The following is a 22,526-nucleotide window of genomic DNA, read 5'->3' on the forward strand; positions in this document are numbered from 1 at the left end:
GTCTCCTGTCGGTCATACAGCGGGTGCCGGCGCCCAGTGCGCCCGGCTTGCTGTTGAGCCATGTTGTTCGATGTGACCCTATTGTGCAAATTCTGGGCCCATTCCAAGTCTGGATATACCCGTAAAAAGACAAAAAAAAGCCATGACCGAGGCCATGGCTGCTGCAGAGCAGGGGAAGCGATCAGCGCTTGGCGGGTGCGGCCGCGGCGGGTGCTGTCCCCGCAGGGGCAACCACCGACGCTGCTTTCTCCTCCGCGGCCTGCGGATTGGGCTTTTCCTTGCCAAACAGTACATCGGAGTCGTCCTGCTTGGTCTCGTAATACGGCTGCTGGTCGATCTCGTAAGGGAAAGGTGGCACGGTCAGCACACCATTGAAGTAGCCGGTGCTCTCACGCATGGAGCGCGCCAGTGCTTGCGCCCAGCGGTCCAGCGAGCGGCCAGCGGCCAGAAAGTCCACGCTGCTGCGGATCGGCGGACGCACCAGGCGCTGGTCCACCAGCACCTGCGCTTCGACATAGCCGCCATTGCTGGTGGTGAACTGGTAGGACACATAGGCCACCGGGCGCGCAAAGTAGACACCAGCGGCCTCCAGGCGGGATGCCATCGCCGCATCGTTCTGCGCCAGCCAATCGCTGCTGTTGGCGGTGCGCTTGATGCGCAGGCAGTCCACGCGGCCAATGTTCAGGCCCTGGGTGCGCTCGACCAGCACGCCCTTTTGCTTGGGGCAGTCCTGGGTCCAGACGGTGTTCTTGTTGTTCAGGTCATCGACGTTGGAGCGCAGCGACATCACGCCCACCAGTTCGCCCAGCCTGGTGCGCATCTGCCAGAGCTTGGCCTGCAGCGGCTTGTCCTTGGCCAGGTCTTCGGGCAGCACATCGAGCACCTCGCTGTCGGTGCCCCAGTAGGTCCAGCGCAGGTCCGTGTTCTGGTCCATGGACACGAGGGTGCGGCCCACCGGCTCCACATTCGAAGGCAGCGGTGCGCAGGCGCTCAGCACCACGGCTGCGGCGGCGCACCCCAGCCAGGACAGAGAACGGGCAGCGGAAAAAGACATAGACGGATCCTGAAAACAGTGGCGGCGGCCCACAGACAGCGCGTGGCCTGTGCCACACCGCCAAGCCCTGCATCATAGCAAGGCCGTTGCGGATTCTGTCCGAGGCCGCCGGGCTGAATCAGGAGACTTCGGCAGCGAGTGTATCCAAATGCTTCACTTGCTCTGGCAACTGGCCGGCAGGTACTGTTGCGCCGCGCCATCAGCGCTGCAATGCCAGACCACCTTGCCGCCCTCGCCCTGCATCGGCTGCATCTGCAACTGGCCGTGGATGGTGAGCGCGGTCAGCGACATGTCCTCGCTGTCATACATCAGCCTGCCTTCCTGCTCGGGCGACACACCGGCATCGGACAGGGAGTCAGGTACTTCCTCATAGGTCTGGTAGTAGCGCGACAGCGCCTGGCGCACCGGCTCGGCCTGGGTCCATTCCTTCTCGAAGGCCTCCTTGCCCTTTTGCGACTGCATGCCTTGCATCAGCATCTGGCTGAAGGCACCCCCACCGGCGCCGCCCTTGAGTGCCGGTATTGCGACCGCAGCAGCGATACCGATGATCGCGATCACCATCAGCAGGCCCACCGCCCCGCCGCCAGCCCGGCCGCCATAGGGCACGAACAGCGCAAACAGATAGGAGAAGGGATTGCGGCCCGGCATCTTGATGCCGGGGCTGATCATGCGCGCCACGCGCTTGGTCAGCCAGGGGTAGCCACTCAGCAGCTCGTGCAGATCGGGGAAGAAGCCCCGGTTGCTCATGGTCTGGCGCGCATACTGCACCAGATTGATGGTTTTCCACTTCTGCGCGCCAGCGGCGAGCACCGACAGCGCACGGCCTGCGGACTCCGAGCCTTCGCAGCAGGCGCGGCCGTGCAGGTCGCAGGTGTACTCCTTGGCACGCGCGTAGGCGGCCCCGACCAGCGGCAGCCACAGCACTGGCATGCGCCAGAAGTGCCCGGTCAGGTGGCCCTGCTTGATATGGCCCAGCTCATGGCCGAAGTAGAAGTTGATGCCATCGGGCAAGGCACGCATCGCGTCGACCGTGTCGCTCAGCACGATGACGAAGTTGCGGCCCAGAAAGCGGGTCGCAAAGGCATTCATCAAGCCATCGCCTTGCAGCAGATAGGCCTCGGGCGGGTCGACCAGCTCCAGCTTCTTGCAGCATTGCAGGTACTGCAGATACAGCTCGGGGAACTGCTCGTCCGACAGGCGCACGGCAGTGCCGCGCAGCCAGGCAATCAATGCCGACTGTGCAAAAAGATAAAAAATGAAACCGACGAGCAGGTAGATCAGCACCGTGCCCAGGGTCAGCAACAAGATCAGCAACCATGCCAACAGACCCAGAACCAGGGTGATGGCGCCCAGTGTCCGCTCGCGCGGATACACCCACTCCTTCATATGTATCTCCTCTGTAAAGAGCGCGTATCATGCCCGAGACACGCGGCCTTTATAGAGAGAATTTATAAGATGTTGCAAAGCAGCAACTGCCGCGATCTGAAGCTTACTTGCGGCTTACTTCGCGCAAGGTGACCAGCTCTTCGGCCATCGTCGGATGGATGCCGATCGTCTGGTCAAACAGCGCCTTGGTGGCACCGGCTTTCAGGGCCACTGCAAAGCCCTGGGTGATTTCGGCGGCATCGGCGCCGACCACATGCAGGCCCAGTACCTTGTCGCTGGCGTCATCGACGACCAGCTTGACCAGGCAGCGCTCGCTGCGCCCCGACAAGGTATGGCGCAGCGGCTTGAAATCGCTGCGGTAGATGCGCACGGCCCCATGGCGCTCGCGGGCCTGGGCCTCGGTCAGGCCGACAGTGCCGATCTGCGGATGGGTGAACACCGCCGTCGGGATGTTGTCGTAGTCCATGACCCGTGCATCCTTGCCGGCCTCGGGGCCCCAGATATGGTCCACCCAGGCCATCGCTTCGGCCAGCGCCACCGGGGTCAGCTCCATGCGCCCCACGACATCGCCCAGCGCATGCACGCTCGGCTGGGCGGTGGCCATCTGCGCATCGACGACGATGGCGCCGCTCTTGTCCAACGCAATGCCCAGCGCCTCCAGCCCCAGGCCGCTGACGTTGGCCTTGCGGCCGGTGGCGTACAGAACCTGGTCGGCCTTCAGGGTGCTGCCATCGGCCAGGGTCAGGGTGCGCTCGCCGCTGGCAGTGTCGCAGGCAATGGATGTCACCTCCGTCTTCATGCGCAGCTCCACCCCGCTCTTGCGCATTTCCTCGGCGACAAAGCTGCGCACCTCGTCGTCAAAGCCGCGCAGAATCTGGTCGCCCCGGTGCAGCAGGCTCACCTGGACGCCCAGCCCGTGGAAGATGCTCGCCATCTCGCAGCCGATGTAGCCGGCGCCCACGACCACCAGGCGGCGCGGCAACGTAGCCAGGTCAAACATGTCGTCGGAGACGATCACATGCTCGCTGCCGGGCAGGTCCGGGCGCACCGGCGTGCCGCCGGTGGCGATCAGGATATGGGCGGCGCGCAACGTGCGCACATCGGCGCCATCGGCAGAAACCACCACCGTGTGGGCATCGGTCAGACGGCCCTGGCCGGCAATGCGCTCCACCTGGGCATTGCGCATCAGGCCTTCATAGATGCCATTGAGCCGGGTGATTTCCCGCGCGCGTGCTGTCTTCAGCGCCTGCCAATCCAGCGCAATGGTCTCGGGCATTTGCCAGCCATAGCCACGCGCCTCGTCAAAGGCCTCGGCGTAACCGGCCGCATAGCTGTAGAGTTTTTTGGGAATGCAGCCGACGTTGACGCAGGTGCCGCCCATGGCCTTGGACTCCACCACCGCCACCCTGGCGCCCCGCGCTGCCGCCATGCGTGCGGCCCGCACGCCCCCCGATCCGCCACCAATCACCACCAGGTCCAGATCCCAGGAATGGCTTGTCTGCATGCTGTGCGCTCCTTTGTTTGCGATGCATGGCATTGTGCAAAAACACCGGCCGCAGTGCGCGTGTGCGGTTATCGCCGCATCGCGTAGGCCCAAAAGCAAAAGCCTGCAATGCGGGTGCGATTGCAGGCTTTTGCGGCCAGTGCCCCAGGCACTGGCAATGCAGGCAGATTTACTTGACCAGCTGGGCCAGATCGCCGGCGCTGTACTTCTTGGCCATCTGCTCCAGGCTGTAGCCCTTGATCTTGCCGCCCTGGCCTTCGCAGCCGAACTCGATGTAGCGGGCCTTGCAGACTTGCTTGGCGGCTTCACGGGCGGGCTTGAGCCATTCGCGGGCATCAAACTTGTCGGGGTTCTCGGCCAGGAACTTGCGCACCGCGCCGGTCATCGCCAGGCGGATGTCGGTGTCGATGTTGATCTTGCGCACGCCGTACTTGATGGCTTCCTGGATCTCTTCGACGGGCACGCCGTAGGTTTCCTTCATCTTGCCGCCGTACTGGTTGATGATGGCCAGCAGCTCTTGGGGCACCGACGAGGAGCCATGCATCACCAGGTGGGTGTTGGGGATGCGGGCATGGATTTCCTTGACGCGCGAGATCGCCAGGATGTCGCCGGTGGGCTTGCGGCTGAACTTGTAGGCGCCGTGGCTGGTGCCGATGGCAATGGCCAGCGCGTCCAGCTGCGTGGCCTTGACGAACACGGCCGCTTCCTCGGGGTCGGTCAGCATCTGGCTGTGGTCCAGCTTGCCTTCGGCGCCAATGCCGTCTTCTTCGCCGGCTTCACCGGTTTCCAGGTTGCCCAGGCAGCCCAGCTCGCCTTCGACGGTGGCACCGATCTGGTGGGCCATCGCGACGACCTTCTGGGTCACATCGACGTTGTAGTCAAAGGACGACGGGGTCTTGCCGTCGCTCATCAGCGAGCCGTCCATCATCACCGAGCCAAAGCCCAGGTTCAGCGCGCCCTGGCAGACTTCAGGCGTCGTGCCGTGGTCCTGGTGCATCACCAGCGGGATGTGGGGGTACATCTCGGCAGCAGCCTGGATCAGGTGCTTGATGAAGGGCTCACCGGCATACTTGCGGGCGCCGGCGCTGGCCTGCAAGATCACGGGCGCACCCACTTCGTCTGCCGCCGACATCACGGCCTGGACCTGCTCCAGGTTGTTGACGTTGAAGGCAGGGATGCCGTAGCCATTTTCGGCGGCATGGTCGAGCATTTCGCGCATCGAGATCAAAGGCATGGTGGTCGTGTCCGTTCTAATGCAAAGAAAGAGTGCTGCAGCGGCCACAGCAGCCGCGTCAACACCCTGGATTCATGTCTGCGGCATGGTAACCGCTTGGTAACTGCCTATTTTAGCAAGCTCAGGCCATCTGGGCGAGCGGCATACTGAGGCGGTAGCAAGTGGTATAGGGCGCCAGCGCCTGCGGCTGCGCAAAACTGCCCCCGTGCAGCGCCATGATGCGCTGCACGATCTGGTGGCCCAGCTGCAGGCTGTCCACCGGTTCGGGCACGGGCTGCTGCTGCACGCGCCCGCCATCGTCGCAGACCTGCAGCCAGCACTGCCCCCCGTCCATGCCGCCCTGCACCTCGACCTGCGTGCCTTCGGGGGTGTGGCGCAGCGCATTCTCGACCAGGTTGCGCAAGGCCACCTCCAGCAGCACGGCATGGCCTTTCACCCACAGTTGCTCAGGCATCTCTACGGCCACGCTGCTGCCCCGGCGCCAGGCCGCCTGCGCGTACTCAGCCACCATGCTGCGGGCCAGCTGCGCCAGGTCCACCGGCGCGGCCTGCTGGGTCAGCGCCACCCGGTTGCTGCGGGCCAGCGCCAGAATCTGGTTGAGCACATGGCCTGCGCGCAGCGCATCGGCATGCAGGCGCTGCACCGCCTGGGCCTGCTGGGCGGGGTCCAGCCCGCCTTGCAGGGATTGCGCATGCAGGCTGATGGAGGCCAGCGGCGTGCGCAGCTCATGGGCGACCTGGTTGGCCAAGGTCCGCTCGCGCTCCATCGCCTCGTCATTGCGGTCCAGCAAGCTGTTGAAGGCCAGGGTCACCGCCCGGAACTCCTGCCAGTTGTGGCCGGTGGACAGGCGCTGGCCCTGCTCGGGTTCGAGCTGCTCCACATCGCGCGAGAGCTGGGTCAGCGGCTTGAGGCCGGCGCGGATCGTCAGCCCCAGCACCAGGGTGACGACCGGCAGCAGCCACAACCCCGGCAGAATCATCTGCCCGGCAATGTCATCGGCCAGGTCATCGCGCTCCTGCAGGTTGACCAGTACCGCCACCTTGCGCGTGTGTTCGGTGTTCCACTGGGTGAAGGTGCGCCAGACCTCGTGCCTCGCGCCCAGCTGCGCATCAAAGAAACCGCTGCGTCCATCGGCAAAATGCAGGCGCGGCGCACTGCCGACGTTGAGTACCAGGTCACCGTCGGCGGTCCAGACCTGCAGGCTCATCGACTGCTGGTAGTCATGCGCATGCAGCCCCGGCAGCGGCACCCGCTCGGTCGGCAGGCCCGCCGGGATTTGCGCGCTGTAGGGAATGTTGAGCACCAGCGCGGCGACGCCGGCCAGGTGCCCGTCGGTCAGCTCATCGGCCTCTTCGATACCTGTTTGGTAGGCCCAGTAGACAAAGCTGGCCCAGACAACCACCAGCGCCCCCAGAATCCAGACCAGCAGCCGGGTGCGCAGCTGCGGCAGGCGCGGGGGCTTGGCCGCCAGGTTCACGATGCCTGGTCCTGGGGCATAAAGTAGCCCACGCCACGCATCGTCAGGATGTAGTCGGCGCCGAGCTTTTTGCGCAGGTGGTGGATATGCACCTCCACCGCATTGCTCTCGACCGAGGCATCAAAGCTGTAGAGCTTTTCTTCAAGCTGCTGGCGCGACAGCACCCTGCCATGGGCCTGCAGCAGGATCAGCAAGATCGTGTAGGCCCGGGGCGAGAGCTCAACGCCCTCGTCCCGCAGCCGCACCTGGTGCAAGGCCGGGTCCAGCACCAGGTCGCGGTAGTGGATCAGCGGATTGGCGCGGCCCGCCGCGCGGCGCACCAGCGCGCGCAACCGGGCCTGCAGCTCTTCGGCATCGAAGGGCTTGGAGAGGTAGTCGTCCGCGCCCAGGTCCAGGTTTTCAACGCGGTCGTGCACGCCGTCGCGGGCCGTCAGCACGATGACCGGCGTCGCCGGATCGGGCAGGCTTTTGCGCAGGCCCGTGGGCGGCAGCGCATTGCGCAGCTGCTGCAAGAGGCGCGAGCCGTCGCCATCGGGCAGGCCCAGGTCCAGCAGCACCACGTCAAAGCCCTCGGCCGTCAGCGCGCGCCAGGCCTCGGCCAGTGTCGGGCACCAGTCCACCGCATGGCCGCGCTGCTGCAGATTGGCCTGCAGGCCCTCTGCAATGCCGGCATCGTCTTCCACCATGAGTATGCGCATGGCTGGCATTGTGCATGAGTTGCGCCACCGCGCCTATGCCCGGCGCCTTGCACCTGGGACATTAAGAAACCCTTAAGCCGGTCGGCGCAGCATGCAATGATGCCTTCCTGCCCTCCCGCCCCCCTGACCGAACCCCGCCCCGCTCTCTACAACCCCCGCTGGCTGCTGGCCACCGTGCTCAGCTTTTTGCTGATTGCGCTCTGGGATGTCTCGGGCCAGGACCTGGCGCTGGCCCAGGTCTGGGGCACCGCCCAGGGCTTTGCGCTGCGCGACGACCATTTCCTGGTCACCTACATGCACCAGGGCATGCGCAACCTGGGCTGGGTGATCGTGCTGGCCTTGAGCCTGGGCGTCTGGATGCCCTTTGGCCTGCTGCGCAAGCTGCCAACGGCCAGGCGGGTGCAGTTGCTGGTCAGCATTCTGGCGTCTCTGGCGGTGGTGGCCATCCTCAAGCGCAGCAGCGCTACCAGCTGCCCCTGGGATCTGTCGGTCTTCGGCGGCGTGGCCGAGTATGTATCACACTGGCGCTGGGGCGTGCATGACGGGGGCGCGGGCCGCTGCTTTCCAGCCGGCCATGCGGCGGCGGGCTTTTCCTTTGTCGGCGGCTATTTTGCGCTGGCCCGCGATACACCGCGCGCCGCCCGCTGGTGGCTGGCGGTGGCGCTCGTGATGGGCCTGCTGCTGGGCCTGGGCCAGCAGATGCGCGGCGCCCACTATATGAGCCACACCTTGTGGACCGCCTGGCTGTGCTGGACCGCAGGCCTGGTCATCGACATGGGCATGGCACGACGCCGTCTCAGCGCCTGAGCGCCTGAACGCCTGAACCGCGCCGGGGGCGCTGCCCCTTAGCCCATCAAGCGCCAATGGTTGTCGAACATCAGCCCGGTCACCGTGTCCAGTGCAGGCACCGCCCGGTCGCTGCTGCGGCTGGTCCGCTCGGCCACCCCATAGCCGCCGCCGGCCCATAGCCGCCCGCCATCGCGGGCCACCGGGCAGACTTCGCTTTGCGGGCTGCTGCCCAGGTAGCGCGCCTGGGCGTCAAACCAGGCCATGCAGTCGGACTTGGGGCAACTGACCACAAAACCGCCTTGGGCCAGCGGCGCGCATTCCACGCTGCCGCCGTAGCCGGCCAGCGGTGGCTGGTCCTGCGCCAGCAGCAGCCGCTGGCCATCCCAGACGGCGAAGATGGGCGCGCTGTGGCGCCGCGCATCGCCATGCTCGGCCTGCAGCGCAATGCCCAGGCGCTGGCGCGCGCCATCCCAGGCCAGGTGCCGGATCGACAGGCGCGGGTCGGGCAGCTTCCACTGGCCCAGCAGGCGCCCATCGGCCGGGTGCAGTGCGACCAGGGACGGGTCCATGCTGTCCAGCCATTTCTTGCTGCGCCCGGTCTCGCTTTGGGTGGGAATGCCGCCATTGGCGACGACCAGGGTGCCGGCCGGCAGACTGCCCAGCGCGGCCGGCAGCACCAGCAATTCATGCGGATCCATGCCATGGCTGCGCCATTCGGCCAGCTTCTGCAGGCTGGCGGCATCGCGCAGCCCGATGCAGCCCTGGCTGTCTTCCAGATCGGTTTCGGTGGTGAAGAGAATGCCGCTGCGGCCTGCGCCAGATTGAGCCCGTGCAGTGGCGGGCGCCGCCAGCGCCACATGGCCGTTGAAGCAGCGGTCCTCCTGCATCCAGGCCCATTGCAGCGCGTCCGTCTCGGGCTGCCAGCGCAGCAGCCAATCGCCGGGCCGGCGGGCGGCAAACACCAGTTGGCCGCCCGGCAGGGTTTGCACGCCATGGCCGCGCGTGGGCAACGGGGTGCGCGCTGCCATGCGCCAGGCATGGCCGCCGCCGGCCTGGGGCAGTACTTCAAGCACACCGGCCCAGTCCTGCGCCATCGCACTGGGTCCATCGCGCCAGACGGCTGCGAGCCGGCTTATACCCGCCGTACTGCCCGCATCGTTGGCAAAGGACAGCTCGGCCAGGCCCAGCGCGCCCATCGCCGACGCGCCCAGCCCGCGCAGCAGCGCGCGCCGGGGCAGGGATGTGGATAACACCGTCACCGTTTGTCCTCAGTCGCCATCGCTGTCGCTAAAGCCCAGGGGAATATCGAGCGCCGGCGCCACCTCGGCCTGGTACAGCGCGGTGATGCCCTTGAGCTTGGTGGCGAGCGCCAGAATCTCGCTGTTGGCCTGCGCGCCCTCCTTGGCAGGCACTTTGCCGGGGGCCGGCATCGCGGCATCGGCCACACCAATGGCCTCGCGCCAGCGCTGGGCCAGCGCGATATGGCCCTTGCTGAGCAGCAGGGCTTCGATCGAGATCAGGTCCTTGCCGGGCACGGGCGGCAGCTGGCGCTGCGCCGGGGTGAGCAAGGCCTGGGCATGCAGGGCCTGCCACTGGGTCTGCCACTCGCGCCAGTTGTCGGCCATCGCGATGCGGGCAAAGGCGGGCGCCTTGTTGCTGCCCTCGACCACCTTGACGGGCTTTTCCATCTGCGCCCAGCGCAGCCGCTCCAGCCCGCCCAGCCACTGGTTGATCCATTCCTCAATCGCCGCGCCCGTCTCCTTGGCGCCGGGGCTGGCGGCATCTTCAGCCTCGCTCTCCGAGCCTTCGACACTCCAGGTCTTGCCGCGCAGGGGCTCCAGCACCGCCTGCAGGCTCTGCGCTTCGGCGCTGATCGCCCGGGCCACCTGCACCGCAAACGCGCACTCCGGGCTGGCCGGCTGCAGGCCCTGGCTCAGCAGCCAGTCCAGCGCGCCAAAGCCCTTGGCGGGTGTGCCCACCAGCTCCATGTCGGCGGCGGTCTGCGGGCCTTTCTTGACGGCGCGGGTGATCAGCGCCGTGCGGATCGGCGTGAAATCAATCTGCCGCAGCGAGCGGCGCTCCACCAAGGGCCCGACGCTGGGCGTTGACAACTGCAGCCAGGCGGTATGGCTGCGCTGCCACTGGCCGCGCAGCTCTGCTGCCGCCGTTTTGGCGGCAGCCGCCGGCCCGGCGCAGAAGCTCGTCAGTGCCTGGCCCTGCGCGTTGGCGGCCTGGGTAAACGCCGCCGCGCGCGCTGGCAGGTGCTGGCCATACAGGCTTTGCAGCGCCTGGGCGGCCGTGTAGTAAGGCATGGGGGTGTCCGCGGCCTGCGCCCACGGGGCAAGGCTGCCCGTGGCGGCCAGGGCCGCCAGGGCGCAGGCCCTGCCCAGCGATTGCGCGGCCGTCACAGGCTTAGGCTTGGTACCGACTTGCGTCATAGCGACTCCACAAACTTGACCAGGGCCTCGCGCTCGGGAGCCCCCATGTTCAGCACCTGCTGCTTGGCCTGCTCGGCCTCGCCGCCATGCCAGAGAATGGCCTCCAGCACGCCGCGCGCACGGCCATCGTGCAGCAGGCGCTGGTGGCCGTTCACGTCCTGAATCAGGCCAATGCCCCATAGCGGCGGCGTGCGCCACTGCTGGCCGTTGGCCAGAAAGTCCGGCCTGCCATCGGCCAGCGCCGGGCCCATGTCATGCAACAGCAGATCGGTGTAGGGCCAGATCTTCTGGCCAGCAATGTTCTTGGCCGTCAGCCTGGGGAAGGGGCCGGGGCCGGTCACATAGCTGGGCTTGTGGCAGACGGCGCACTGCGCCTGGGCAAACAGGCGCTGGCCCAGCTTGACGGCCGAGTCATTGATGTTGCGGCGGGCCGCAGGCGCCAAGGTGGCCTGGTAGAAGATCACATCGTCGAGCGTCTTGTCGTCGATCTCGGGGGCATCGGCGCGCGCCTGCGCCGCCGTGCGGCCGGCGGTGGATTTGTCCAGTCCGCCGCCATGCGGTGCGGCCAGGCAGTCCTTTTGCGCCGGGGTGCAGTTCTCGTTCGGGAAGATGCGCGAGGTGATGCCCATGTCGCCCGAGAAGGCGTTGGCCGTCTGGTGCGCGACGCTGGGCGAGTTGGCCTTCCAGCCGAAGCGGCCAATCGCCTCACGCTGGCCATAGGCGTCCCAGACGCGGTTGACCTGGCCCTTGATGGGGCCGGCCAGCGCCGCCTGCTCCTGCACATTGGCGAGGATGTCGGCCTCGGCAATGGCCTCGATCAGGCCCACGCCCACCACCTGGGGTGCGATGCGCGGGCTCAGCATCACATCCTTGGCCATCGGGCCGTAGCCCAGGTCGGTCAGCTCGTAGCGGGGCTGGATGAGTTCGTAGGCCGTGCCATCGGCAAAGCGGCCCTTGATCGGCGTGCCGTGGATGCGCACGATGCCCTCTGGCTTGACGCCCTGCACGGCCGCGTTGTTGAACTGGTCGCCATAGGTCGGCTCGGGCACCACGCCCGCATGCGGGTCGGCCTTGCCGGGCACCGACAGGCGGATCAGCAGCGCCACCGTGGGCTCGGGATCGGGCCCCAGCGTGCGGTGGAACTCTGGCGGCTCACCGCGCCCATCCATGACGTGGCAGCCCGCGCAGCTGCGGGCAATGAAATGCGGGCCCAGGCCATCGCGCAGCCGGGTCGAGGCCGGTGCCTCCACCCAGTTGCGCTTGAAAAAGGAGTTGCCAATGACAAAGCGCGTGCGCTCTGCATCGGCCAGCGAGGCAAAAGGAAACGAGAACGCGTTCTTGCCGGTGGCAAACACCGTGGTGTCGCCGCCGGTCATCTCGCTGGGGTCTTGCACGGGCGCCGCTGCGGCGGCCTCGGCGGGGGCGCTGGTCTGCGCCACGCTGGCCTCCGGGCGCAGGGCCACCACCAGGGCGGTGGCCGCGCACAGACCCGCTGCTGCCCATGCCAGCCGCTGCGCGCGGCCACCGGGCTTGTTGTCATTCATCTTCACAGACATAGTGCAGCAACGGTCCTTCGTCAGGGCTGGACCAGGGTCAGCTTGGTGATGCCGATGGCATTGGCCGCCTGCACCAGCAGCTTGGACTGCTCGGTGGCGCTGTCCACCGCCGCCTGGATGCGCTTGCGGCCCGGTGCGTCGGCGCCGCCAATGATTTCGCGGTCGAACGGGGCCTGGATGCCTTCGGTCGCCTTGACCGTGCTGTCGATCTGCGCGCTGGTCTTGCCCGACAGCTCGGCATTCTTGGCCGCCACCAGGTCGGCCAGCGAGGCCACCTTCAGGGTCGAGCCATCGCGGCGCTTGTACTGGCCCAGCCAGACGTTCTGGATGCCGGTGGCATTGGCGACCATGTCGCGGTGGGTGTTGTCGGAGAAGCAGGAATGCTCGTCTTCCTGGTCCTGCGAGTTCAGCGGCACTTCCATGCGCTCGCCCGCCAGTTCGCCGCGCGAGAGCGAGCCCAGGCCGACGATGATCTTGCGCACCGACTCCACGCCGCCCTTGTCGAACTGGGCGCGGTAGTTCTTCTGGCCCGGCGCCCAGGCCTTGGTGACGCTGGCCAGGTCGTCGATCAGCAGCTCGGTCACCACCTTCAGGTAGAGGCGGCGGCGGTCGGCGTTGGCGCGCTTGCCATCGACATAGTCTTCAAACGAGCGGTCGCCCGGGCCGGTTTCGGACAGGTCCTGGCCCCAGAGCAGAAACTCAATCGCATGCGAGCCAGTGGCAATGTTTTCCTCGCCGCCGCGCTCGTTTTGCTTGGCCAGGTTGGCCTTGGTGATCTTGAACTTGGGATCGTTGATGAAGCCGGCGTTGGGCTTGCCCTCGACATAGTCCACATAGGACTCGTCCATCGGCCAGGCATTGATCTGGCCTTCGGGGCCGTTCTCGTCATCGATCGGGCCGCCGTAGAAGCGGAAGGCCTCCGTCTGACCATAGAACTCACGCGCGTCGAGCCAGCTCTTGCGTGCGGCTTCCAGCGTCTCTTTGGAGGGGGCTGCGAGCAAGGCGGCAATGGCCTTTTGCATGTCGCGTGCCGATGCCAGGCTATCGCTGTAGTTGGCGTAGACCAATTCGCTGTAGCCCACTGCCACCGCACGGGCGTCCAGCTTGCCGGCCTTGGCGGCCGCCGTCTGTGCAAACGCCGGTGCAGACACGCCGGCAACTGCGCCCAAACCCAGGCCCAAGGCCAGCCCCAACACCGAACGGCGTACTAGTCGTTGCGACATAGATTCCCTCTTCCAAAAAAACATGCAGGCACAGCGGCGCTGTGCTGCTCAACAACAAGGGTTTGGCTGGGCTGCTATAGGCGTGCGTGTTGTGAATTCTTATCGCAGCAGCTTGGCTAGGTGGTCGAAAGCCAGGCGGGTGAAGCACCGGTCTGCCCCTGTCTCCGGGGGCAAGAAAGCCTGGTTTCGAATGGCTTCAGCGCAGTCCCTTGGTCCACACGGGCGTATGGGCAGGCTCGCTGAGCGGCATAGTATCGCCGCAGTCACAAATCCGCACAACCTGGGACGGATCTAGCGATCCTCTGCAGGGCCCTCGCCCAACGGGATGGACGCGGATCGGGATGCGGCGCATCGCGCCTTTTGCCGTCGAGCCGTAGCCGGGGTTTTGCAACGGGTACCCATGCGACAAAAAAAGGGCGCCTGCAAGCGCCCCGGTACCGGTCAAAGGCCAGGCGGCTTTAAAGCACGCGGCTGATCTTCATCATGTTGGTGCCGCCGGGCGAGCCCATCGGCTCGCCACAGGTGATCGCATAGATATCGCCGCTTTGCACGATATCGCGGGCCTTCAGGTGCACCTCGGCCTGGGCCAGCGCGGTGTCGCGGTCGGCGCTGGTGTCCATCAGCAACGGGCGCACATTGCGGTACAGCGCCATCTTGCGCTGGGTGGCCACCTTCGGCGTCAGCGCGTAGATGGGGATCTGGGTGCGGTGGCGGCTCATCCACAGCGCGGTCGAGCCGCTGTCGGTCATCGCGACCAGGGCCTTGGCACCCAGGTGGGTGGCAGTGAACAGCGCGCCCAACGCGATGCTCTGGTCGATGCGCTGGAAGGTCTTGCCCACAAAGTCGGTGTCCACATCCCAGTCGGCCGAGGCCTCAGCCTGGGCGCAGATGTCAACCATCTCCAGCACCGTCTCCAGCGGGAACTTGCCGGCAGCCGTCTCGGCGCTCAGCATCACTGCGTCGGTGCCGTCCAGCACGGCATTGGCCACGTCGCTCACCTCGGCGCGGGTGGGCACGGGGTTGGTGATCATGCTCTCCATCATCTGCGTGGCGGTAATGACGACCTTGTCCATCTCGCGCGCCATGCGGATCATCTTCTTTTGCAAGGCCGGCACCGCCGCATGGCCCACTTCCACTGCCAGGTCACCGCGCGCGACCATGATGCCGTCGGACACGCGCAGGATGTCTTCCAGGTGCGGAATCGCCTCGGCACGCTCGATCTTGGCAATCAGGCCGGGGCGGTGGCGGTACTCGGCTGCGGCCACCATGCACAGCTGGCGTGCCATTTCCATGTCGGTGGCGGTCTTGGGAAAGCTGACGGCTACGTAGTCGGCCTGGAAGCTCATCGCGGTCTTGATGTCTTCCATGTCCTTGGCCGTCAGCGCCGGCGCGGTCAGGCCGCCGCCCTTTTTGTTGATGCCCTTGTTGTTGGACAGCTCGCCACCGAGCTTGACAGTGGTGTGCACCGCGTCGCCCAGCACACCATCGACAGTCAGCACGATCAGGCCGTCGTTGAGCAGCAGCACATCGCCCGCGCGCACATCGCGGGGCAGCTCCTTGTAGTCCAGACCTACGCCCTGCAGGTCACCGGGCTCCTGGCGGGAGGCATCGAGTACAAATTTCGCGCCCGGCTCCAGCATCACCTTGCCTTCGGCAAACTTGCCGACACGGATCTTGGGACCTTGCAGGTCGGCCATGATCGCCACTTCACGGCCGGCACGCTGCGCCGCCTCGCGCACCATGCGGGCGCGGTCCACATGGTCCTGCGCCTTGCCGTGGCTGAAGTTCAGACGCACCACATTGACCCCCGCACGGATCATCTCTTCGAGCAGGGCCGGCTCGCTGGAAGCGGGGCCCAGCGTGGCAACAATCTTGGTGGCGCGGCGGATCTTGGGCGAAATCATGGACAGGTCCCTGTGTCTTTGTCTCAAAAGTGGGGCCGGCCCTGTCACCAGATACCGGCCCGATGTAATTCAGTTCCATTCTGACACGAGAAACAGCCACTGCGAGTTACAGCGCGGTTTCATTCGATGTGCGTTTGCACAATGGCGCCGCCCGCAAAAAACACCTGCAAGACGCCAGGCCCGGCAGGTGTTGTGTAAACGCAGGTCGGATCAGGCCAGATCGGCAGGCCGGGGCGCGCCATCGCGCATCAGCGCTTCGATCTCGTCGGCCTTGACCGGCACGCCGCGCGTGAGCAGCTCGCAACCATCGTCGGTGATCAGCGCATCATCCTCGATGCGGATGCCGATGTTGTGGAACGCTTCAGGCACGCCGTCGGCCGGGCGCACATAGATACCGGGCTCAATGGTGGTCAGCATGCCGGGGCGCAGGATGCGGCTGGGGCGGTTGAGGATCAGCTCGCCCGAGAGCGGATCACGCCGCTCGCTGGTGTGGCCGACTTCGCTGGGCTCGATGTAGCTGCCGCAGTCATGCACATCCATGCCCATCCAGTGGCCGGTGCGGTGCATGTAGAACTGGAAGTAGCTGCGGTTGTCGATGACATCCTGCACGCTGCCGACCTTGTTCTTGTCGAGCAGGCCCAGATCGAGCATGCCCTGCGCCAGCACGGCGACGGTGGCGTCATGCATGTCGTTGAAGCGCTTGCCGGGCCGGGCCAGCGCAATGGCCGCATCCTGGCTGGCCAGCACCAGGTCGTACAGATCGCGCTGCGGGCCGCTGAATCTGCCATTGGCGGGGAAGGTGCGGGTGATGTCGCTGGCATAGCCATCGAGCTCGCAGCCTGCGTCGATCAGCACCAGCTCACCATCGCGGATGGGCGCGGCATCGGCGCGGTAGTGCAGCACGCAGGCATTGGCGCCAGCGGCCACGATGGAGCCATAAGCCGGGTACTGCGAGCCGTATTCGCGGAAGGCCTGCAGCAGTTCGGCATCCAGGTGGTACTCGCGCACATCCTGGCCGGCGCGGAGCATGCGGGCCGAGCGCTGCATCGCCAGAATATGGGCGCGGGCGCTGATGGCCCCGGCGCGGCGCAGAATCGGCACTTCATGCGCATCCTTGAAGAGCCGCATTTCGTCGAGCACGGTGCACAGGTCGCGCTGCTGCTCGGGCACCAGTGCGCCATAGCGGGTGCGGGCACGCACGCCATTGAGCCACTGTGCCACCGTGCTCTCCAGCCCCTGGTGGATCGCAAACGGGTACCAGACCACGCTGCGGTTCTCCAGCATCTTGGGCATGCGGGCGGCCTGCTCGGCGACCGAATAGGCCTGCGTTACGCCCAGGGCCGCCACCGCTGCCTCCGGGCCCAGGCGGTAGCCGTCCCAGATCTCGCGCGCCAGGTCCTTGGGCGCGCAAAACAGGGTGGTCTTGCCATCGGCGGTGATCACAAGGCTGGCATGGGGCTCGGTGAAACCGGTCAGGTAGTAGAAATAGCTGTCGTGGCGGTACAGGAAGTCGCTGTCGCGGTTGCGCGGATGCTCGGGCGCCGTGGGGATGATGGCGATCCCGCCTTCGCCCAGCTGGCGCGCGACCTGGGCGCGGCGCTCGGCATAGACGGACTGTGCGGGTATGGCTGGGGTGGGGGCAGGTGCGTGCATGGCGCTATCGTACTGCAGAGCATGGCTGCAGCGCCCGAGCTTGCATGGGCGCGGCAAGCCCTTTCGCCGCTTTTTATAATTTCAGCGACTTGGCACATAATGCCGCATGCCCCACCGCTGGAAACCCAACGTCACCGTGGCCGCCGTCATTGAGCGCGATGGCCGATTTTTGCTGGTCGAGGAAGACACCTCGGACGGCATCCGCCTGAACAACCCGGCGGGCCATCTGGACCCGGGCGAATCCCCCATCCAGGCCTGTGTGCGCGAGGTGCTCGAAGAGACGGCCTTCGACTTCAAGCCATCAGCCCTGCTGGGCATCTACATGAACCGTTTTGTACGGACCAAGAGCGGCGCGGACACCACCTATATGCGCTTTGCGTTCACCGGCACCGTGGGCGCGTTCTATGAAAACCAGCCGCTCGACGAAGGCATACGCCGCACCGTCTGGATGACCGCCGATGAAATGCGCGCCGAGGCCCACCAGATGCGCAGCCCGCTGGTGCTGCAGTCGCTGGACGACTACCTGGCCGGCCAGCGTTTTGCGCTGAACCTGATCTACACCGATGCATCGGTGCTGGTGCAGCCCGATGGCGTGAACCCGCTGGAATAGACCCCGGGAGGCCTCAGGCATCGCACCGGCAGCCTCGGGGGCGGCCCCTGGCCGCTGCGTTCATTGCATGCTGATCTTGCGCTCCTTGACCACCTTGCCCCACTGCTCGTACTCCTTTTTCATGAAGGCGGCAAATGCTGCGCGTGTGGTCGGTTGCGGCGTCAGGCCGTGCACCTTCAGCGCCTCGCCCACAGCGGGGTCGTTCAGCACCTTGACAATCTCCGCATTCCAGCGTTCGAGCACCGGCTCGGGCGTCTTGCCCGGTGCCACAAACGCATACCAATTAAGCGCTTCGAAGCCGGGGTAGCCCGCCTCGGCAACGGTGGGGATGTTGGGCATGTACGCGGGCCGCGTCAAGCCGGTGGTCGCCAGCGGAATCAGCTTGCCGGTCTCGATATGGGGAAGCGCTGTCGGCGGAGCCGCAAAGTACGAGGTCACGCGCTCCCCGATCAAGTCTTGCAGCGCGGGAGCGCCTCCTTTTTAAGGGACATGCACCATGTCGACGCCGGCGCGCTGGTTGAACAGCTCGCCCGCCAGGTGCGAGGCTGACCCGGCGCCGGTGGACGCATAGTCCACGCCGCCGGCCGTCTTCCGGGCCTTGGCCACGAAACCGGCCAGATCCTTCACCCCTGCGCCCTGGTGCACCACCAGCACATTGGGAAAGTTCACGCCGCCCGAGATCGGCGCCAGGTCCTTGAACGGGTCGTAACCGACTTTCATGATGTGTGGCGCGATCGTCAGCGGGCCCACCGATCCGAACAGCAGCACCGAGCCATCGGCGGGGGCCTTGGCCACAAACTGGTGCGCGATGTTGCCACCGGCGCCGCCCCGGTTGTCCACGACCACCGTCTGGCCGATGTTCTCCCCGAGCTTCTTGGCAATCAGGCGGGCTGCTGAATCTGCCGCACCGCCAGCTGCAAAGCCCACCACCAGGGTGACCGGTTTGCGCGGCGGAAAATCCTGGGCATGGCCGGCGCCCTGCACCGCCACCAGTGCGAGCACCATCGTGCGCAACAGCGCTTGTCGTTTGTTCATCGTGAGTCTCCTGGGTATGGGATTTTTTCAGTCGGCACCCAGGCCGACCGGGCTGGGCTGCCGCTTTTCGGTGTTGTGGCGCAATAGCGCGGCCGTGCGGAACACGCCATGGGCAAACTTGCCGTAGGGCAGCGTGGCGAACAATGCGATCACCGCGCCCAGGTGCAGGCACAACAACAGTGCCAAGGCGGGCGTGCCGCGCCCCAGCCACAGCGCCATGCCACTGGAGGCCACCACAAACAGCAGCGCAATGAAGCCAAGGTCCATGGGCTTTTGCCGGGAATCACCGTGCAGCGGGTGACGGCTTCGGTGCAGGCGCCACAGGCCCACCGTGCCCACCATCATGCCCAGCCCGCCCAGCGCACCCAGCACCTTGGGCAGGCTGGGCAGCTCGTAAGGCGCAGGCAGGTCGAAGGCATAGTGGTACACCGTGGCCAGCGCCGTTGCCGCAAAGCACAGCGCAAAGCCGTAGAAGGTGAAATGGTGAAACCGGCGGCGCGCCAGCGTGTAGGCATCGTCTTCGTTGTGGCAGCCCTCGCCATGGCCGCCATCGAGGTACTTGAGGCGCAGCACATCCTGCGTCGCCTCTGCCGCAGCCGGCATACCGACATCCACCCCACTGGTGGCGGGCTTGACCTCCTTCCAAAAGCGGCGCACGCCCATGAAGAGCGCCAACACCACCAGCAGAAACACCGGCGCAAAGATGCCCACCATCAGGCCATGCGGGAACAGGTTGTAGAAGTTGTTGCCGAGCTGCGCATTCCACAGCTGGCCCACGCCGCCCCGCAACGCGACGGCCAATGCCAGAAACAGGAACAGCCCCAGCACCATCGCCAGTGACAGGGTCAGGCCGTTTCTCTGGTACAGCCGCCCCAGCGCAGGAGGCCAGGCGTAGTCGGCATAGGTCTGGCCCCGTACCTCGGCCATGGCCTGGGGGATGTTGATGGCAAACTCGTGCGGCGGCGCGTACTGGCAGGCATGCAGGCAGGCGCCGCAGTTGTGGCACAGATTGGCCAGGTAATGCGCATCGCCCTTGCCAAACTCCAGACGGCGCGTCATCGCCGGGAACACGGCGCAAAAGCCTTCGCAGTAGCGGCAGGCATTGCAGATCTGCATCACGCGCGCCACCTCTTGCTCTGCGGGCGTCTGCGTGGGCGCAGCGATGATGGGGATGACCTTGCCAGTAGCCAGGGTCTGGGCCTGCTGGCCCAGTTCTTGCAGTGATTGGATGCTCATTCAGACCTCGTCGTTCACAGCGCCATGCAGCGCGGGCTGGCCGGCAGCGGCCAGTGCAGCATTGCGGCCGGCAATCCGCCCGAAAGCGGTACCAATGGACATGCCCACCCCCGCCGTGTAGCCCTTGCCCAGAACATTGCCCGCCATCATTTCGCCCGCCACGAACAGGTTCTGGCTGGCCTGCCCGCCAAAGCGCACTGCCGCGCTGTCATCGACCTTCAAACCCAGGTAGGTGAAGGTCACGCCCGGGCGCAGTGCATAGCCATAGAACGGGCCGGTATCCAGCGGCCGGGCCCAGTGCGTCTTGGCGGGGCTGATACCTTCGGTGTGGCAGTCGTCGAGCGCCGTATGGTCGAAATGGCCCGCCTTGCAGCTGGCGTTGTAGGCCTGGAGGGTCTGCATGAAGGTCTCCACCGGCAGTCCCAGCTTCTGGGCCAGCTGCGGCAGCGAATCAGCACGCACGCCCGGAAACACCGGCGGCATGAAGCGGCCGATGGCTTTGCTGTCGATGATGGAATACGCCATCTGGCCAGGCTGCTGTGCAACCAGCCGACCCCAGATGGCATAGCGCTTGGGCCAGAAATCCTCGCCTTCATCGTAGAAGCGCTGGGCATCGCGATTGACCACCACGCCCAGCGACACGCAGTCAATGCGCGTGCAGATGCCGCCGTCATACAGCGGTGCACGGGCATCGATGGCCACCATGTGCGCCTGCGTGGGGTCGCCCACGGCATCGGCATGCTGGTCCTGGAGCATGTGCTTGAGCAACACACCCTGGTTGAAGGCCGTGCCACGGATGAGGAAGTTGTCGGCAGGCCATTCGCCACGGGCGTTCTGGCCCCAGGCCTCGCGCAGCCACTCCCGGTTCGACTCAAAGCCGCCGGCCGCCAGCACGCAGCTTTTGGCAGTGATGCGCTCGCCCTTGCACCAGGCGGCCTGGAAGCGGCCGTTGGCGATCTCCAGCCGGTCCACCGGTGACTCGTAGCGCACGTCCACGCCCATCGCCTGCGCACTGCGGTAGTAGGCATTGACCAGGGCCTTGCCGCCACCCATGAAAAACGCGTTGGTGCGCGCCACATGCAGCGCGCCTGACAACGGAGGCTGAAAATGCACGCCATGCCGGCGCATCCAGCTGCGGCAGGTCGAAGAGGCGCGGATCACCAGGCGGGCCAGGTGCTCATCGGTGATGCCGGCAGTGACCTTGAGCAGGTCTTGCCAGTACTCCTCCTCCGGATAGGCATCGACCAGCACATCCTGCGGGGCGTTGTGCATGCAGCGGAGATTGCGGGTGTGGCCGGAGTTGCCGCCGCGCCATGCGCGTGGCGCCGCTTCCAGCAGCAGCACACGGCTGCCCGCTTCACGGGCCATGAGGGCGGCGCACAGCGCGGCATTGCCGCCACCGATGACGAGCACATCGGTGTCAAAGGCTTCAGTTTTCATGAGGGGTTGCCACAAGGCGTGCCTGGTGGCGGTTCAACGTGGGAAGGGCCCGTCCTGGCCGTGGCGCTGCATCACAAGGGACGGGGTCCCGGCACCCCGACCGGCGAGAGTTGCCCCCACTGTAGACAACCGGTCCGCGCCGGTGCAGCCGCCCCTGGGCATGGGGGTATCACGGTTTGTGATGTGGCCGGGCGCCGCCCGCGTTCAGGCCGCGAGCGAGGCGCCCAGCCATTGGCCCGATTGCACCAGCCGTCTGGCGCAATCGACCAGCACCACGCGCGCGGCGAGCGCCGCGGGCGACAGCTCATCGTCCGACAGGCTGCACAGCGCCGCCTTGCGGCGCACGGAATCGTCTGCAATCTGCGACCACTGGAAACGCGCCTCCGCATCGCGGTACATGCCGACGGCCGACCAGGGCTGGACGGTCGCACCCATGCCTGCGTCCACCGCTTCCATCAACAGCGGCAGCGAATCGATTTCCATCGCCATCTGCGATTGGAAACCCGCACTGGTGAACGAGGCCATCACCGAGCTGCGCAGCCCATGGCTGCCCGAGGGCAGGATCAGCGGCACCTGTTGCAGCTGCGCCAGACTGACCGGCGCGCCATGGCGGATCTTGGGCGCAACAGGGCTCTGGCGGGACTGGATCAGAAAGAGCTGCTCTTCGAGCAGCGGCGTCACCCGCCAGCGGCGTGCGCTCTGCGTGTCGAACAGAATGGCAATGTCCATCTGCCGGGCGTTGAGCAGACTGGTCAGGTGGCCGGACAGCGCCGAGACCATGTGCAGCCGCACATCGGGGTAGCGCTCGCGCATGGCCCGCAGCAGCGGCAGGCCCAGCACGTTCGCGATCGTCGGAGACAGGCCCATGCTGACAGCGCCCGACAGCCGCGCCTGCTGGGCCGCATGGATGGCCTGGTCGGCATGGCGCAGGCTGAGCTGGGCCTCATGGAAAAACGCCAGGCCCGCCTCGGTCGGGATGACACCGCGTGAGGTGCGCTGGAGCAAACGGGTAGAGAGCTCGGACTCCAGGCGGCTGACCTGCTGGCTCAGGGCCGACTGCACCATGTCCAGATCCAGCGCGGCGCGGCTCATCGAGCCCAGTTCAACGATGCGTACAAAGTAGCGCAACTGGCGCAGTTCCATGGTGGGGTTCCTTCCGAAGTCGCAGCCGCGAGCGCGTGCAGATGCGCGCATCCTCGCACAGATTGGAGCTCCGCCGGCGCCTGGCGCCAACGCGATTGCGCAGCGCGGGCAAGCATGGCATTGTCCCTGGACCATAACGAGGAGAC

The 22,526-nt window shown here is 66.2% G+C and carries 17 protein-coding genes and 1 pseudogene; 2 read left to right on the plus strand and 16 right to left on the minus strand.

The window, feature by feature from the left end; all coding sequences use genetic code 11:
• Positions 1-181 precede the first annotated feature (181 nt).
• From ACCQ08_RS05015 to ACCQ08_RS05040, 6 genes are all read right to left on the minus strand, one after another.
• Positions 182-1,054: a hypothetical protein gene (locus ACCQ08_RS05015; RefSeq protein ID WP_239809769.1), complete on the minus strand. Its 873-nt coding sequence runs from the start codon at positions 1,052-1,054 to the stop codon at positions 182-184.
• Between the two features lie 153 nt (positions 1,055-1,207).
• Positions 1,208-2,440 carry a M48 family metallopeptidase gene (locus tag ACCQ08_RS05020; RefSeq protein ID WP_312411743.1) on the minus strand — a complete coding sequence of 411 codons (1,233 nt, stop codon included), beginning with the start codon at positions 2,438-2,440 and terminating at the stop codon, positions 1,208-1,210.
• A gap of 103 nt (positions 2,441-2,543) precedes the next feature.
• Positions 2,544-3,944, minus strand: coding sequence for a glutathione-disulfide reductase (gene gorA / locus ACCQ08_RS05025; protein WP_373449095.1), 1,401 nt, complete (start codon positions 3,942-3,944; stop codon positions 2,544-2,546).
• Between the two features lie 169 nt (positions 3,945-4,113).
• The gene (fba, locus tag ACCQ08_RS05030; protein ID WP_239809772.1) at positions 4,114-5,178 is read right to left on the minus strand and encodes a class II fructose-bisphosphate aldolase; all 1,065 of its coding nucleotides are present in this window, start codon (positions 5,176-5,178) and stop codon (positions 4,114-4,116) included.
• A 121-nt stretch (positions 5,179-5,299) separates the two neighbouring features.
• Positions 5,300-6,649 carry a histidine kinase dimerization/phospho-acceptor domain-containing protein gene (locus tag ACCQ08_RS05035; protein WP_373449273.1) on the minus strand — a complete coding sequence of 450 codons (1,350 nt, stop codon included), beginning with the start codon at positions 6,647-6,649 and terminating at the stop codon, positions 5,300-5,302.
• Positions 6,650-6,651: 2 nt separating this feature from the next.
• Positions 6,652-7,353 carry a response regulator gene (locus ACCQ08_RS05040; protein WP_373449096.1) on the minus strand — a complete coding sequence of 234 codons (702 nt, stop codon included), beginning with the start codon at positions 7,351-7,353 and terminating at the stop codon, positions 6,652-6,654.
• 99 nt (positions 7,354-7,452) lie between these two features.
• Between ACCQ08_RS05040 and ACCQ08_RS05045 the strand changes: the two genes are divergently transcribed.
• Complete coding sequence (locus tag ACCQ08_RS05045; protein WP_373449097.1) at positions 7,453-8,160, plus strand: phosphatase PAP2 family protein; 708 nt, start codon at positions 7,453-7,455, stop codon at positions 8,158-8,160.
• Positions 8,161-8,198: 38 nt separating this feature from the next.
• Here the strand turns inward: ACCQ08_RS05045 and ACCQ08_RS05050 are convergent, their stop codons facing one another.
• The 6 genes from ACCQ08_RS05050 to ACCQ08_RS05075 all read right to left on the minus strand — a co-directional run bounded on the left by ACCQ08_RS05050 (position 8,199) and on the right by ACCQ08_RS05075 (position 16,916).
• The gene (locus ACCQ08_RS05050; RefSeq protein WP_373449098.1) at positions 8,199-9,401 is read right to left on the minus strand and encodes a DUF1513 domain-containing protein; all 1,203 of its coding nucleotides are present in this window, start codon (positions 9,399-9,401) and stop codon (positions 8,199-8,201) included.
• Between the two features lie 9 nt (positions 9,402-9,410).
• Complete coding sequence (locus ACCQ08_RS05055; protein ID WP_373449099.1) at positions 9,411-10,580, minus strand: imelysin family protein; 1,170 nt, start codon at positions 10,578-10,580, stop codon at positions 9,411-9,413.
• Positions 10,577-12,136 (minus strand): di-heme oxidoredictase family protein, encoded by a 1,560-nt coding sequence (locus ACCQ08_RS05060; RefSeq protein WP_373449100.1) that lies wholly within the window; start codon positions 12,134-12,136, stop codon positions 10,577-10,579. Before ACCQ08_RS05060 ends, ACCQ08_RS05055 begins: the two co-directional genes overlap by 4 nt.
• Positions 12,137-12,156: 20 nt before the next feature.
• Complete coding sequence (locus tag ACCQ08_RS05065) at positions 12,157-13,359, minus strand: imelysin family protein (RefSeq protein WP_373449101.1); 1,203 nt, start codon at positions 13,357-13,359, stop codon at positions 12,157-12,159.
• A gap of 458 nt (positions 13,360-13,817) precedes the next feature.
• A complete protein-coding gene (pyk, locus tag ACCQ08_RS05070) occupies positions 13,818-15,263 on the minus strand; it encodes a pyruvate kinase (protein ID WP_239809780.1) in 1,446 nt (481 codons plus the stop codon).
• A gap of 210 nt (positions 15,264-15,473) precedes the next feature.
• On the minus strand, positions 15,474-16,916 hold the full coding sequence (locus tag ACCQ08_RS05075; RefSeq protein WP_312528039.1) for an aminopeptidase P N-terminal domain-containing protein: 1,443 nt from the start codon (positions 16,914-16,916) through the stop codon (positions 15,474-15,476).
• A gap of 106 nt (positions 16,917-17,022) precedes the next feature.
• Between ACCQ08_RS05075 and ACCQ08_RS05080 the strand changes: the two genes are divergently transcribed.
• Positions 17,023-17,526, plus strand: coding sequence for an NUDIX hydrolase (locus tag ACCQ08_RS05080; RefSeq protein WP_239809782.1), 504 nt, complete (start codon positions 17,023-17,025; stop codon positions 17,524-17,526).
• 60 nt (positions 17,527-17,586) lie between these two features.
• On the opposite strand, the pseudogene ACCQ08_RS05085 reads toward ACCQ08_RS05080, so the two are convergent.
• The 4 genes and pseudogenes from ACCQ08_RS05085 to ACCQ08_RS05100 all read right to left on the minus strand — a co-directional run bounded on the left by ACCQ08_RS05085 (position 17,587) and on the right by ACCQ08_RS05100 (position 22,380).
• Positions 17,587-18,531 (minus strand): annotated as a pseudogene (locus ACCQ08_RS05085) (Bug family tripartite tricarboxylate transporter substrate binding protein).
• Positions 18,532-18,588: 57 nt separating this feature from the next.
• Positions 18,589-19,797 (minus strand): tricarballylate utilization 4Fe-4S protein TcuB, encoded by a 1,209-nt coding sequence (gene tcuB, locus ACCQ08_RS05090; RefSeq protein ID WP_373449102.1) that lies wholly within the window; start codon positions 19,795-19,797, stop codon positions 18,589-18,591.
• Positions 19,798-21,237 carry an FAD-dependent tricarballylate dehydrogenase TcuA gene (gene tcuA, locus ACCQ08_RS05095; protein WP_312411774.1) on the minus strand — a complete coding sequence of 480 codons (1,440 nt, stop codon included), beginning with the start codon at positions 21,235-21,237 and terminating at the stop codon, positions 19,798-19,800. It lies immediately after the preceding gene.
• Between the two features lie 204 nt (positions 21,238-21,441).
• A complete protein-coding gene (locus tag ACCQ08_RS05100) occupies positions 21,442-22,380 on the minus strand; it encodes a LysR substrate-binding domain-containing protein (protein WP_312450797.1) in 939 nt (312 codons plus the stop codon).
• Positions 22,381-22,526: the final 146 nt, after the last annotated feature.

This window comes from Comamonas sp. SY3 (assembly GCF_041730275.1).
Classification (GTDB): domain Bacteria; phylum Pseudomonadota; class Gammaproteobacteria; order Burkholderiales; family Burkholderiaceae_C; genus Comamonas; species Comamonas sediminis.